General features: G+C 60.1%; 10 protein-coding genes and 2 tRNA genes. 2 read left to right on the top strand and 10 right to left on the bottom strand.

From position 1 onward, the window contains the following. Positions 1-26: 26 nt before the first annotated feature. The 3 genes from TR36_RS04545 to TR36_RS04535 all read right to left on the bottom strand — a co-directional run bounded on the left by TR36_RS04545 (position 27) and on the right by TR36_RS04535 (position 4,957). A complete protein-coding gene (locus TR36_RS04545) occupies positions 27-2,540 on the bottom strand; it encodes a penicillin-binding protein 1A (protein ID WP_045389819.1) in 2,514 nt (837 codons plus the stop codon). A 93-nt stretch (positions 2,541-2,633) separates the two neighbouring features. Beyond that, a complete protein-coding gene (locus tag TR36_RS16405) occupies positions 2,634-3,815 on the bottom strand; it encodes an N-acetylmuramoyl-L-alanine amidase (RefSeq protein WP_045389822.1) in 1,182 nt (393 codons plus the stop codon). Then, on the bottom strand, positions 3,812-4,957 hold the full coding sequence (locus tag TR36_RS04535; RefSeq protein ID WP_045389824.1) for a pyridoxal phosphate-dependent aminotransferase: 1,146 nt from the start codon (positions 4,955-4,957) through the stop codon (positions 3,812-3,814). Before TR36_RS04535 ends, TR36_RS16405 begins: the two co-directional genes overlap by 4 nt. A gap of 108 nt (positions 4,958-5,065) precedes the next feature. Here TR36_RS04535 and TR36_RS04530 point away from each other — a divergent pair, with 108 nt between their 5' ends. Continuing rightward, complete coding sequence (locus TR36_RS04530; protein WP_045389825.1) at positions 5,066-5,812, top strand: DsbA family protein; 747 nt, start codon at positions 5,066-5,068, stop codon at positions 5,810-5,812. Here TR36_RS04530 and ispG read toward each other — a convergent pair. From ispG to TR36_RS04510, 4 genes are all read right to left on the bottom strand, one after another. Further along, positions 5,809-6,945 (bottom strand): flavodoxin-dependent (E)-4-hydroxy-3-methylbut-2-enyl-diphosphate synthase, encoded by a 1,137-nt coding sequence (gene ispG / locus TR36_RS04525; RefSeq protein WP_045389826.1) that lies wholly within the window; start codon positions 6,943-6,945, stop codon positions 5,809-5,811. The genes TR36_RS04530 and ispG overlap by 4 nt on opposite strands. A gap of 69 nt (positions 6,946-7,014) precedes the next feature. Continuing rightward, positions 7,015-8,181, bottom strand: coding sequence for a helix-turn-helix domain-containing protein (locus TR36_RS04520; RefSeq protein ID WP_045389829.1), 1,167 nt, complete (start codon positions 8,179-8,181; stop codon positions 7,015-7,017). A gap of 106 nt (positions 8,182-8,287) precedes the next feature. Next, positions 8,288-9,508: a 5-aminolevulinate synthase gene (hemA, locus tag TR36_RS04515; protein WP_045389830.1), complete on the bottom strand. Its 1,221-nt coding sequence runs from the start codon at positions 9,506-9,508 to the stop codon at positions 8,288-8,290. A gap of 135 nt (positions 9,509-9,643) precedes the next feature. Next, entirely contained in the window at positions 9,644-10,192 is a 549-nt protein-coding gene (locus TR36_RS04510) for a hypothetical protein (protein ID WP_045389831.1), read from the bottom strand. A 102-nt stretch (positions 10,193-10,294) separates the two neighbouring features. Here TR36_RS04510 and TR36_RS04505 point away from each other — a divergent pair, with 102 nt between their 5' ends. Then, the gene (locus TR36_RS04505) at positions 10,295-11,668 is read left to right on the top strand and encodes a M20/M25/M40 family metallo-hydrolase (RefSeq protein WP_045390055.1); all 1,374 of its coding nucleotides are present in this window, start codon (positions 10,295-10,297) and stop codon (positions 11,666-11,668) included. Positions 11,669-11,766: 98 nt separating this feature from the next. Here the strand turns inward: TR36_RS04505 and TR36_RS04500 are convergent. The 3 genes from TR36_RS04500 to TR36_RS04490 all read right to left on the bottom strand — a co-directional run bounded on the left by TR36_RS04500 (position 11,767) and on the right by TR36_RS04490 (position 13,449). Continuing rightward, positions 11,767-11,843, bottom strand: a tRNA-Asp gene (locus TR36_RS04500). 33 nt (positions 11,844-11,876) lie between these two features. Further along, positions 11,877-11,953: transfer RNA gene (locus TR36_RS04495), tRNA-Asp, on the bottom strand. Between the two features lie 83 nt (positions 11,954-12,036). After that, a complete protein-coding gene (locus TR36_RS04490) occupies positions 12,037-13,449 on the bottom strand; it encodes a YdiU family protein (protein WP_045389832.1) in 1,413 nt (470 codons plus the stop codon). Positions 13,450-13,471 lie beyond the last annotated feature (22 nt).

Genomic DNA, 13,471 nt, shown 5'->3' with positions numbered 1-13,471 from the left:
TTGGTCGGCAAGCAGCAAGGGACGGGCTAGTAGAGCCCGCCCGAACTCAGCGTGCCGAAGTTGGCATTGCCCTTCGGAATGACCCGCTGTTCCCCGGTAGAGGTTGTCACCGTCTGACCATTGTCGGTTTCGCCTGGAGCGAACATCGGCAGGTTCGAACCCACGGCAAAGCCGCCATCAACCGCATTGCCGAATTGCGGCTCTACCCCGTTGCGGAAGTATTCCGAAATGACATTCGGACCACTTGCATCATCCGGAAGCGGCGCACCGGAGAAACGGTCGATCTTGCGGAAGTACCCGCCCGGTGGAACCTTGAACGCAGTGCCGCCAAAACGGGCAACGGCTTTTTTCATGAATTCCTGGAATACCGGCACACAAAGCGTGCCGCCATAGGCCGATGAACCAAGCGAGCGCGGGTTATCATAGCCCATGTAGCATCCAGCAACGATGTTGGAGGTATAACCGATGAACCACACATCCTTGGCATCATTCGTGGTCCCCGTTTTGCCCGCAACCGGTACCGGCAGGTTCACACCGGTGCCGGAACCACGCTGGACCACCCCTTCGAGCATCGAGGTCAGCTGGTAGGCCGTGATCGGATCCATGACCTGTTCGCTGTTGGTATCGATTTCCAGCCCCTGACCCTGCGGCAGCGTCGGCGCGTTACAATTCACGCACTCCCGCTGATCGTGACGATAAAGCGTCCGGCCAAACCGGTCCTGTACACGATCGACAAGGGTGGGATCCACACGCGTGCCGCCATTGGCAAACATCGCATAGGCCGAAACCATCTTCATCAACGTGGTTTCCTGCGCGCCGAGGGCGTTTGCAAGGAAGGGGCGCATGGGCGAATAAACCCCGAACCGTTCGGCATATTCCGCCACGGTATCCATCCCGATTTCCTGCGCCAGGCGCACCGTCATCAGGTTCCGCGATTGCTCGATGCCGATCCGCATCGGGGTCGGACCGTAATAGCGACCCGACGAGTTCTGCGGCGTCCATAGCCCCTGCGGCGTATTCACCTCGATGGGCGCATCCACCACGATCGTCGCCGGGGTCATGCCCCGATCCAGCGCCGCCGCATAGACGAACGGCTTGAAGGATGAGCCGGGCTGGCGCTGTGCCTGCGTCGCACGGTTGAAGCTGCTGTCCTGATACGAGAAGCCGCCCTGCATGGCCAGAACACGACCCGTGTTCACATCCATTGCCATGAAGCCGCCCTGCGCCTCCGGCACCTGCCGCAACGACCAGCTGTCGCCTTCCTTACGCACCAGAACGATATCGCCCGGTGAAACAAGATCGGAGGCCCCTTTCGCACGCGGACCGAGGCGACCGTTGTCATCCAGCTTGCGTGCCCAGGTGGCATCGCTGGCGGGCACGGTGCCCGTTTCCGCCAATCCTTCGATCCCCAGCGTGGCGGAACTGCCCGCCGTCAGAACCACGGCGACATTCCAGCCCGGAATATCGCGCGGAACATCGCTGGACGACAGCGCCGCGCGCCATGCATCCTCGTCATCCAGTGTATCCACCGGAATGGATTTACGTGTGCCGCGCCAGACGCCTTTGGACCGGTCCAGCTTTTCCAGACCGTCGCGCAACGCGGCCGCCGCGTCATCCTGCAGTTCGGGATCAACCGTGGCGCGAACCGAAAGGCCCCCGCCGAAGAATTGCTCCTCACCGAATTCGCTGGACAGCTGGCGACGGATCTCATCGGTGAAATAGCTGCGCGGCGGCAGCGTTTCACGATAGGGTTCGTAATCGCCCTGCTGAACGGATTTCAGCGGCGATGCGATGGAAGCATCGCGTGTCGCCTCGTCGATATACCCGTTCTGCGCCATTTCCCGCAGCACATAATTGCGACGCTCGGTCAGCCGCGGGCCTGCTGTGGCCGGGTTATACCGGCTTGGGGCCTGCGGCATGGAGGCCAGCGTAGCCGCCTCGGCTGCGTTCAGGTCGGACAGGCTTTTGTTGAAATAGGTCTGGGCTGCAGCGGCAACCCCGTAGGAGTTCTGCCCAAGAAAGATCTCGTTGAGGTACAGTTCCAGCACCTTGTCCTTCGACAGCGAGTCGTCCAGCCGCGTGGCAAGGATGATTTCCTTGATCTTGCGCTCGGCCGTGCGGTCCGAGGACAACAGGAAGTTCTTTGCGACCTGCTGCGTGATGGTCGATGCGCCCCGTACCACATTCCCGCGCGTCTGCACTGCCTCCACTGCGGCGGCAAAGATGCCGCGTGGATCATATCCGTGGTGGCTGTAGTAATTCTTGTCCTCGGCTGAAATGAATGCGTTCTTCACCAGATCGGGAATTTCTTCGGCCGGCACGAAGATCCGGCGTTCATGCGCGAATTCGTCGATCACCCGACCTTCGTTGTTGTAGATGCGGCTGATCGTGGGCGGCGTGTATTGCGCCAGACTGTCGTGGCTGGGCAAGTCACGCGAATACATCCAGAAAACCGCGCCGATAACCAGCGCTCCGAATATGATCCCCAGCGTGATCGCGGTGAAAATGGCGCCGAAGACGGAGCCTATGAATCTGAACACTGGGAATCCTCGCGTATGTCGGTGCGGTTATATACTCCGCCCTGAACACAAGGTCAAAAACCCATCCTCGCCCGACCGTGACAATCGCGCGATCTATTGCCGAATGGTCAGCTGCGATACCGCATCCTTCGCGGCCCAATCCAGCAATCCATCCCGGACGGCCATCGCCATGCGCGCCCGCCATGTCGGATCGAACATCAGGTTCAGGTCCCCTTCCGAAGACATGAAGCCCAATTCAACCAGAACCGACGGCGTATCGGGGGATTTGAGAACCGCGAAATCCGCCGATTGCCGCGGGTGGGCATGCATCCGGATCCGCTGCGCGTGCATCGCATCTTCCAGCGCCTTGGACAGCATGTTTGTCCGGGGCTGGTTGTTCGTTCGCGCCATATCCATCAATACCTCGGCAATCGTGTCATCATGGTCCGACAGATCCACACCGGAAAGGATATCCGTTCTGTCGTGCCATGCGGCCATGATGCGGGCGGCACGATCCGAAGCCTCCGGCGCAAAGGTGTAGAGCGTGGCACCCGTCGCCTCACCCTCGCCCACGGCGTCGGCATGGATCGACAGAAACAGCGATGCGCCTGCCGCCTTGGCAAGTGTCAGCCGGGTTTCCAGCGGGATGAACACATCGCTTTCGCGGGTCAGGGCCACACGGAACGTCCCGTCCTTCAGCAGGACATCGCGCAGTTCCTGCGCGAACGCCAAGGTCAGGTTCTTCTCGCTCAGCCCGTTATATCGGGCACCGGGATCGATCCCGCCATGACCGGGGTCTATCATGACCAGCAGCGGGCCATTTCCCTGCGCCACAGGGGCCGCGGGCGTATCGGTAATGGTCCATTCCGCAGGCTCGGGGCGTTCGGCCTCGGCCTCGAACGCCTCTTGCGTGGATTTCTGCAACCGGAGCGAGATTGTCGTTTCATCATGTGTCGTCATCACCGCCGATGCGATGATGTAGGGGCCGTTCAGCCCGATCACCAAGCGCGACCAACCGGGGCGCACCGTTCCTGCCCGGACGGATGTTACCCGTTTGCGCGGGGCCAACACCTCGGCCCCGTCAAATGACATGTCGCGGAAATCGAGGATGAGCCGGGGCGGAGAAGCCAGCATGCGCGTCCGCCACGGCACTGCCTGCGACATCCCCAGTGTCAACTCCACCCCGCCAAGCCAAGGCTCGTTCAACGAGGAGCGGTCAGGTTCAAGCCGGGCCAGGTTCTGGGCATATGCGCCCGACGCCATGACCAATACGATCAGAAGCGCCCGCCAGATCATGCGCGGGCCTGCATGAAGCGCGCAAGACGGTCCAGACCCTCGACAATATCCTCCGTGGCACGCGCATAGGAAAAGCGCAGCCATCGATGGCCACGTGCAGGGTCGAAATCGACACCTGGCGTGACAGCCACCCCCGCCTCCCGCAGGATCGTATCAGCAAGGGCGACGCTGTCGTCGGTGATTTCGGACACATCGGCATAGATGTAGAAGGCGCCATCCGGCGGCGCGATGCGATCAAAACCAGCCTTTGGCAGCCCTTCCAGCATCAGCCGGCGGTTTTCCGCGTATATCATGCAGTTCGCCTCCAGCTCCTCCACCGCATCCAATGCGGACAGGGCCGCGATCTGGCTGGCGTGGGGCGGACAGATGAACAGGTTCTGCGCCAACCTTTCAACCCGCCGCACATGATCGGGCGGAACAACCATCCAGCCGATCCGCCACCCGGTCATCGAGAAATATTTGGAAAAAGAGTTGATGACGTAGGCCTGATTCGACACTTCCAGCGCTGAAACGGCCCGCTCATTGTAATGCAGCCCGTGATAGATCTCGTCAGAAATGAAGGCCATGTTGCGGGATTCGGCATGCTGCATCAACGCGCTCAGGCTTTGGTGGTCCAGCATCGTGCCCGAGGGATTACCGGGAGAGGCGACAATCAGCCCTGCCAGATCGGGCACATCCTGCAAATCGGCGGGCACGGGCTGAAGGCGGTTTTCCACCTTTGCAGGAATGCCTACGGGTGTCACGCTCAGCGCGCGCAGGATCTGGCGATAGGACGGGTAGCCCGGCTCTCCCAAAGCCACGCGATCCCCCGCATCGAACAATGCCGTAAACGCTAGCACGAATGCCCCCGACGATCCCGCCGTAACCACGACGCGTGCAGGGTCGATCTTGATGCCGTACCAGCGCTGGTAAAGCTGGGCGATACCTGCACGCAATTCCGGCAGCCCCAGGGCCACCGTATACCCCAGCGGCTTCTGCAATGCGTCGGCCAGCCCCTGCCGCGCGGCCTTCGGTGCGGGTGTGCTTGGCTGCCCCACCTCCATATGGATGATAGAGCGCCCCGCATCTTCCAGCTTGCGAGCCGTTTCCATCACATCCATGACAAGAAATGCGTCCACATCGCCCCGGCTTGATACCCGCATGTCTGCCCCCCACACTGCCTCTACAAACCTTCTGTCGGTCACATGGCCGCAGAGGTCAACACTTGCCAATCCACCCTGTGCCGTGTTCCTTGCCCCCACCAGAAGGAGATGACCATGACTCGCCTCTCAGCCGCCACCCTCACCATGCTTGCAGCATTGACGCTGCCAGCCGCCGCACAGAACATGTCCGATGCGGAGCGTCAGGTTTTTCGCAAGGAAGTGCGCGATTATCTGATGGAGAACCCCGAGGTGCTGATGGAGGCGATCCAGGTTCTGGACCAGCGCCAGCAGGCAGAACAGGCCAGCGCCGAAAGCACCCTGCTGGAACAGAACGCCGAAGAGCTGTACCGCTCGTCTGCAGATTGGGTCGGGGGCAACCCGGATGGCGATGTGACGCTGGTCGAATTCATGGATTACCGCTGCGGCTACTGCCGTCAGGCGTTCACCGAGGTGGACAACATGGTCAAGGCCGACGGGAACGTCCGGTTTGTCCTGAAGGAGCTGCCGATCCTCGGGCCGCAATCCGTAACGGCATCGAGATTTGCCCTGTCGGTCAAGAACATTGCCGGTGACGACGCCTACAAGGCAGTGCATGACGCATTCTTCACCCTGCGCGGCGAGATCAACGACGGCACGCTGGAACGGATCGCCGCCGAGGTAGGCGCCGATTGGGCCGCCGTGAAGGCAGGAATGAACAGTGATGACATCACGAATATAATTGCGGCGAACCAGCAACTGGCCGCCGCGCTCCGTGTTCAGGGCACCCCCACCTTTGTGATCGACAGCCAGATCCTGCGCGGCTACGTGCCCGAAGACGCGATGGCCCAGATCGTGGCTGCCGAACGCAAGGGTTAAGCTTGCAGGGCAGCCTCCTCGGCTGCCTTTTCCGCCTCGATCTGCGCGGCCTTCGTTTCAACCTGCTCGACGATATGATCGATCATCTGTTCGTTCGACAGCTTGTGGCTCTGCTTTCCGGCAAGATACACCATGCCGCTGCCAGCTCCGCCGCCGGTAAATCCGATGTCGGTCATCAGCGCCTCTCCCGGCCCGTTCACGACGCAGCCGATGATCGACAGGCTCATGGACGTGGTGATATGCGACAACCGATCCTCGAGGGCGGCGACCGTCTTGATCACATCGAACCCCTGACGCGCACAGGACGGGCACGAGATGATCGTGACGCCGCGGTGGCGCAGACCCAGGGATTTGAGGATCTCGTAACCGATTTTCACTTCTTCTACCGGATCGGCAGAAAGCGAGACGCGGATGGTATCCCCGATCCCCATCCACAGAAGATTACCTAAGCCTATAGCGGACTTCACGGTGCCCGAAACAAGCCCGCCCGCTTCGGTGATGCCAAGGTGAATCGGGGCATCCGTCGCTTCGGCGATCTGCTGATAGGCGGCGGCGGCAAGGAACACATCCGAGGCTTTCACACTGATCTTGAATTCGTGAAAGTCGTTATCCTGCAGGATCTTGATATGATCCATGCCGGACTCCAGCATCGCCTCGGGGCACGGCTCGGCGTATTTCTCCAGCAGATGTCGTTCAAGAGAGCCGGCATTCACGCCGATCCGGATGGAGCAGTTGTTGTCCCGCGCCGCGCGGATGACTTCCTTGACCCGCTTTTCATCACCGATGTTGCCGGGATTGATCCGCAGGCATGCAGCCCCGGCCTCGGCGGATTCAATCGCCCGCTTATAATGGAAATGGATGTCGGCCACGATAGGAACCGGGCTTTCGGCAGTGATGAACTTCAATGCGCGGGATGATTCTTCATCGGGTACGGAAACCCGTACGATATCGGCGCCTGCCGCCGCTGCTGCATGGATCTGGTCCAGCGTCGCCTTGATATCAGGCGTCAGCGTATTGGTCATGGTCTGGACCGAGATCGGTGCATCGCCCCCGACCGGTACATTGCCCACCATAATCTGACGTGATTTGCGACGGTAGATGTTGCGCCACGGACGGACGTGGTTCAGGGACATGGAAAACTCCGCTCTACGTTGCCCGTAACATAGGCGTTGCCCATGTCGGGGGCAACCACGCCGCGACAGTTACGGCGCGGCGTCGGCGGTCAGAAAGCGGGCAAGATCGGCATCCCGCGACGGTTCGGCCGCTGCATAGGTCTCTGTCAGGGCATCAGGCGTCAGTGAAACGTTCTTGACAACCTGCGCCCCAGCAGCCGCAGGCCCATATGTCTGGCCATTTACCGCGAAATACACAGAGCCGGAATTTCCGGCGCGCAAACGTGCAGGCTCTTCCATCTGCGGAACTTCGTAGCGTTCGCCTGCACCAAGGATCTTTTCGAACAGGATCGTTCCATCAGCCGATTGCACCCGTACCCATGACGGGCGGACGGCCAGAATCGCTACAGTTGCTGCCTGCGGCTCGGCCACTCGGGGCGTAACGCTTTCCGGCGCAACGGGGCCGTACATCTGCGAATCCGCAGAGGCCATAAGCGTATTTCCCATATCGGGATCGATTGCGGAGATAGGCCCGTCCCGTGGCACAAGCACCGGAACATCCAGCGCCTGATCCTGCGGTCGATAAAGCCGTGCCATCAGATCGTTGCCCGCAGGGGTGGGATCGCTGGTCGGATCAATCGCATCAAGCGACCCGCCCGCCGTGATTGCGGCAAGCGGATCCATTTCAGCCACGACATCGGGTGATTGGGTCACAGGTGCCAATGTTACCCGCTGGACTTGTTGCAACACAGACCAACCGCCATAACCGATGCCACCGATCAGAGCGGCCAGCACCACGACAGAACCGATGGCGCGCAGGTTGATCTGCGACGCAAAACTTTCGGCACGAGGAAGGAATTTCGGGTGCGGATCAGCCAAGGGATCCCGCGGCGGCCCGCCACGCATCGGTACAGGCCGCTTCGGCGATGCCGTAGTGGTCATCCCGTGGTGCATCGTGAAATTGGCTTCGGCACAGAACTTTTCATATGCCATCTCCGGGTCCATCCCCAGATACCGGGAATAGGAGCGGATGTAGCCCGCAATGAAGCCCTGGCTTTCGAATGCCGTCAGATCGCAATTCTCGATAGCGGCAATATAGGTCGCCTTGATGCGCAACTCGCGCTGCACATCCAGCAGGGATTTGCCCAAGGTCGCGCGTTCTCCGCGCATCATGTCGCCAAGCCGCAATTCGAAATCGTCAAACCCACGGGGTTTGTCGTTATCAGCCGTCGAAGGGGATGTCCTCCGCCAGATCATGCTCAAATCTATCCTGCCCCAGAGATGCGCGAGCCTTGTGTCGACTCAGCGGCTGTCTACCCTCAAGCCCTATCACAGACCAGCGATCTTTACAGTAATGTTGTGATTAGGCGGACATTTCGGCACGATTTAGCGCACAGTGCCCCCAAAGCGAGTCGAGCGCGCCGACCAATGCATCAATTTCGGCCGGACCGTGCAACGGCGACGGGGTGAACCGCAGCCGTTCCGTGCCACGCGGCACTGTCGGGAAATTGATGGGCTGGGCATATATGCCGAACCGCTCCAGCAACATGTCGGATAGAATCTTGCAATGTACCGGATTGCCGACATGCACCGGAACAATGTGCGTTCCATGGTCGATGACCGGTAGACCCAGACCCCGCAGACGCATTTTAAGAATACGTGCCTGTGTCTGGTGGCGCGCACGAAGCCCCTGATCCTGCTTTAGATGCCGGATCGAGGCGGCGGCGCCCGCTGCCACGACCGGCGGAACCGAGGTGGTAAAGATGAACCCCGGCGCATAGGACCGGATCGCATCCACCATACGCGCGCTGGCGGCGATATAGCCCCCGAAGACGCCAAACGCCTTGCCCAACGTGCCGTTGATGATGTCGATACGGCCCATAAGGCCCTCACGCTCTGCGACGCCTGCCCCGCGTGGGCCGTACATGCCTACGGCGTGCACCTCGTCGATATAGGTCAGCGCGCCGAATTCATCGGCCAGATCGCAGATCTCCTTGATGGGGCCGATATCGCCATCCATCGAATAAATCGATTCAAATACGATCAGAACCGGCTGACCCCGTAGATCCTCAAGGATTTCGCGCAGGTGCGCCACATCGTTGTGGCGGAAAATCCGTTTCTCGCCACGACCGTTGCGTATGCCCTGAATAATCGAGGCGTGGTTCAACGAGTCGGAGACCGTTACCAGCCCCGGAAACAGTTTGGGCAAAGTCGAAAGCGTGGCATCATTGGCAACATAGGCCGATGTGAACAAGAGCGCCGCTTCCTTGCCGTGAAGGTCGGAAATCTCGGCTTCGAGCTGCTTGTGGTACACCGTGGTGCCAGAGATATTGCGCGTACCGCCAGATCCGGCGCCGGTAGCTTCCAGCGCTTCGTGCATTGCCGTCAGCACCGCCGGGTGCTGCCCCATGCCTAGGTAATCGTTGCCGCACCAGACGGTAATATCACGCTCTGTCCCGTCATCCCGGCGCCATACGGCCTTTGGGAAAACGCCTTGCCGGCGTTCGATATCGATAAAGGTCCGGTAGCGTCCTTCATCATGCAGGCGGCTGATCGCCGTATCCAGAGCATCGTCGTAGTGCATCAATCCATCTCCCTGACACCCGCAATGGGGCTGGCTGGGGCTTGTTACGCGCGCCGAAGACCCGGCGCGTGCTTTATGTAAGGCGATATACCCAAGGCAAAAGGTACAAAACTGGACATTTTGCCCCGCATATCATCAGTTCTGCATCAGAACCTGACAATCGGGACCGCACTCAGACACAGCGGCTTCCGCAGCCCCCGGCCCCTTTGCGATACCCCATTCGCCCGTTGTCGGGGAAATGGCGAAGGCCTTTGGACCATCCCCACGGAAATCCGACAGAAACGCCTGCGTTGCCGCATATGACAGCTGCACAGGCTGAGGCTTCCAGCCAACCGGCCGGATATAGCCAACAATTTCGCAGGCCGTCGCACCCTTGCGGGCCGCGTTGCAATCCCGCAGCGCCGCGGTCGAGGCCGCTTCGACGTTGTGGTAGTTCGCCGCCGCCACAGTGGCCTGGACCATAATCCCCTCATCCGGGGAAATGGCAATCGCACCGTAATAGGCCTGTCCTGCACCTACCGTTTTCAGCAGTTCTGCCTGATCCGCCGGAAGATATGGCTTCGGCAGAATCTCCACCTGAACACGATCGCGTGAATACAGCATGTCACGGACATCGCTCAATGTGGTTTGTGCCGTAGCCGCACCCGCTGCCAGAATTGCCGCGCCGATAACCCAGTATTTCATGTAAAACCTCCGATTTGCGCAGAAGATAGTACGCCCGTCGCCCTCTGGACAGGGGCAGCGTCGGTGTTAGGTTTCGGCATGATCAAAAGCAAGGAGATCCAAATGTCGCTCTCAACGGTGCTCGACACCATCGACCGCTCTCTTCCCGAGGCGACGGATCGCCTTCTGGAACTGCTTCGCATTCCCTCCATTTCCACCGATCCGGCGTTCAAGGCGGATTGCGACCGCGCCGCAGACTGGCTTGTCGATGACCTGACCTCGCTCGGGTTCGAGGCACGCAAGGCCCCCACCCCCGGACATCCCATGGTCGTGGCCCATTATGGTACCGAAGGGCCGCACGTTCTGTTCTATGGCCACTATGATGTACAGCCGGTGGACCCGCTGTCGCTATGGGATCGCGATCCCTTCGATCCGCAAATCGAGACCACGGCAAAGGGCAAGGTGATCCGCGGGCGGGGCTCTTCTGACGACAAGGGCCAGTTAATGACGTTCCTTGAGGCATGCCGCGCGTGGAAAGAAGTCCACGGCACCCTGCCCGGTCGCATCACCATCTTTATGGAAGGCGAGGAGGAATCCGGCTCACCATCACTGATTCCGTTCATGCAGGAACATGCTGACGAGCTGCGGGCAGATGTTGCGCTGATCTGCGATACCGGGCTGTTCGAATCGCGCACCCCGTCCATCGTGACGATGCTGCGCGGCCTGTCGAAATGCGAGGTTACGGTTCATGCGGCAAACAAGGACCTGCATTCGGGCATGTTCGGCGGCGTTGCAATCAATCCGATCCGCGTTCTGACGAAAATCCTTGGCGGTCTGCATGACGATCAGGGGCATGTGGCCGTTCCCGGCTTTTATGACGGCGTCGAAGAGCTGCCGGACGAAATGCGTCAGCAGTGGCAATCGCTGGCCTTCGATCATGGACAGTTCCTCGGGGATGTCGGTCTGTCCGTTCCCGCCGGTGAACAGGACCGTACGCCGCTGGAAATGATCTGGTCACGCCCCACCGCCGAGATCAATGGAATCTGGGGTGGTTATACCGGCGCGGGCTTCAAGACGGTGCTGCCGGCCGAGGCACATGCCAAGATCAGTTTCCGCCTTGTCTCCAAGCAGGACCCTGATGCCATCCATGATGCGTTCGAGGATTGGTTCACGGCACAGCTGCCTGCCGACTGTACTGTCGAATTCAAGGAAGTGAACGGATCGCCAGCGGGCGAAATGTCGATCGAGAACCCCGCCTTTGAAAAAGCGCGCACGGCCCTGTCGGACGAATGGGGTGTGCCTGCCGCCTATGTCGGCTGCGGTGGCTCCATTCCGATTGCAGGATATTTCCAGACCTATCTGGGAATGGATGCGATGCTGATCGGTTTTGGCAAGGATGACGACCAGATCCACTCTCCGAACGAGAAATACGATCTGGAAAGCTTCCATAAGGGAATCAGGTCCTGGGCCCGCATTCTGGAAAACCTGAACAAATAAGACAGCGAAGCGCCCGTTCAGGGCGCTTTCCTTTCAGTTTTCCGATGCAACCCCGGAAATGCGAAAAGGCGGCCACAAGGGCCGCCTTTTTCGTGGAATGGCGCGGTTGACGGGGCTCGAACCCGCGACCCCCGGCGTGACAGGCCGGTACTCTAACCAACTGAGCTACAACCGCATTCCAACGGTAGCAGGCAAAGACAAACGAAAGTGGCGCGGTTGACGGGGCTCGAACCCGCGACCCCCGGCGTGACAGGCCGGTACTCTAACCAACTGAGCTACAACCGCACTTTCGTTGTCCGGACCTGCCGAACGTGGGGGGTTACTACGCAGCGGCGTCGGTGGCGTCAAGCGGTGTTTCGCAACTTTTTTCACGTCCCGCAAAATGTTCGATATTGGCCAAAGCCGGCACTGGCCTGAATGGCAAAGCGTTCCAGCCCTTTCCTCGCTTCATAAGGGGCCGAAATTGCCTGCAACAATTCTTCGAACTCGGTCATATCGCCCGCGATTGCAGCGGTTAAGGCGCTCTCCACACGTTCGTTCCGCGGGATATATACAGGGTTTGCACGATCCATGCGCTCTGCCGCGTCTACCCCCCTTCGGGCCGCCCAACGCATGAGCCAGTCCTCCAGCGGCCCATCATCTGCCAGATGCACCCGTAGACGGGACGGATCGTCGATGGCCGCCGACAGGCTACGGAAACAGATGGTCCAGTCCGCCCCCGTGATCAGGGCCAGAAAATCATCCGCCAGTGCCTGATCCCCCTCCTCCGCCCCATCAAGGCCCAATTTTTCACGCATGCCAGCCAGCCAGGCTTCCTGATAATCTGCAGCTACCTGCTGCAACATGTCCGTCGCCTGCTCTACCGCCTGTGATTCATCCGCGTTGAACAGCGGCAGAAGGGTTTCCGCGAATCGCGCGAGGTTCCAACCCAGGATCAGCGGTTGATTCGCATAGGCATATCGCCCTTGACGATCGATGGATGAAAAGACGGTCCCCGGTGCATATTCTTCCATGAAGGCACAGGGACCGTAATCTATCGTCTCACCGGAAATCGTCATGTTGTCGGTGTTCATCACCCCATGCACAAACCCGACCAGCATCCATTGTGCCACAAGTTGAGCCTGCCGTTTGGCCACCGCCGCAAAAAACGCAGGATAGTTGCCTGCACATTCAGGATAATGACGGGCAATCGCATAATCCGCGAGGTGCTGTACCTTATCCAGTTCCCCCCGGGCAGCAAAATACTGGAATGTGCCGACACGGATATGGCTGGCTGCGATGCGCACCAGAACAGCGCCGGGCACCGGCCCTGTATCCCGCATCACCATCTCTCCTGTGCCGACGGCGGCAAGGGCACGGGTCGTGGGAATGCCCAAGGCATGCATGGCTTCGGAAATCAGATATTCCCTCAGAACCGGGCCGATTGCAGCCTTACCATCCGCCCCGCGCGAAAACGGGGTGGGCCCCGATCCTTTGAGAGCCACATCCAGAAGCGCCCCATCCGGCCCGTTAATTTCCCCCAGAAGCAACGCCCGGCCATCCCCCAGGCGGGGCGAAAAACCTCCGAACTGGTGGCCTGCATAAACCAAGGCCACCGGATGCGCATCCGGTGCAAGGTCCAATCCGATCAGAGCCCTAGCGGAAAGATCGGGCAGACCAAGCTGCGCACACATGCCTTCGTTCAGTTTGAGCGTGGCTGGCGCGGGAACCGGGGTCGTCTGCCAGTCAACATAGAAACCTGGCATTTCATCGGTAAAGCGGGCGTGCAGAGGCAGGGTCATAAGGTCTCCTTTCGTCTGAACT

Source organism: Falsirhodobacter sp. alg1 (assembly GCF_000739715.2).
Classification (GTDB): Bacteria; Pseudomonadota; Alphaproteobacteria; order Rhodobacterales; family Rhodobacteraceae; genus Falsirhodobacter.
The sequence above is the reverse complement of the archived record's forward strand: the minus strand, read 5'-3'. Positions and strand labels throughout refer to the sequence as shown.

Bases quoted from the DNA above. Each gene is read 5' to 3' on its own strand.
- TR36_RS16405 (WP_045389822.1), bottom strand. From the start codon at position 3,815: ATGATCTGGCGGGCGCTTCTGATCGTATTGGTCATGGCGTCGGGCGCA.
- TR36_RS04535 (WP_045389824.1), bottom strand. From the start codon at position 4,957: ATGCGGGTATCAAGCCGGGGCGATGTGGACGCATTTCTTGTCATGGAT.
- TR36_RS04530 (WP_045389825.1), top strand. From the start codon at position 5,066: ATGACCATGACTCGCCTCTCAGCCGCCACCCTCACCATGCTTGCAGCA.
- ispG (WP_045389826.1), bottom strand. From the start codon at position 6,945: ATGTCCCTGAACCACGTCCGTCCGTGGCGCAACATCTACCGTCGCAAA.
- TR36_RS04520 (WP_045389829.1), bottom strand. From the start codon at position 8,181: ATGATCTGGCGGAGGACATCCCCTTCGACGGCTGATAACGACAAACCC.
- hemA (WP_045389830.1), bottom strand. From the start codon at position 9,508: ATGCACTACGACGATGCTCTGGATACGGCGATCAGCCGCCTGCATGAT.
- TR36_RS04510 (WP_045389831.1), bottom strand. From the start codon at position 10,192: ATGAAATACTGGGTTATCGGCGCGGCAATTCTGGCAGCGGGTGCGGCT.
- TR36_RS04505 (WP_045390055.1), top strand. From the start codon at position 10,295: ATGTCGCTCTCAACGGTGCTCGACACCATCGACCGCTCTCTTCCCGAG.
- TR36_RS04490 (WP_045389832.1), bottom strand. From the start codon at position 13,449: ATGACCCTGCCTCTGCACGCCCGCTTTACCGATGAAATGCCAGGTTTC.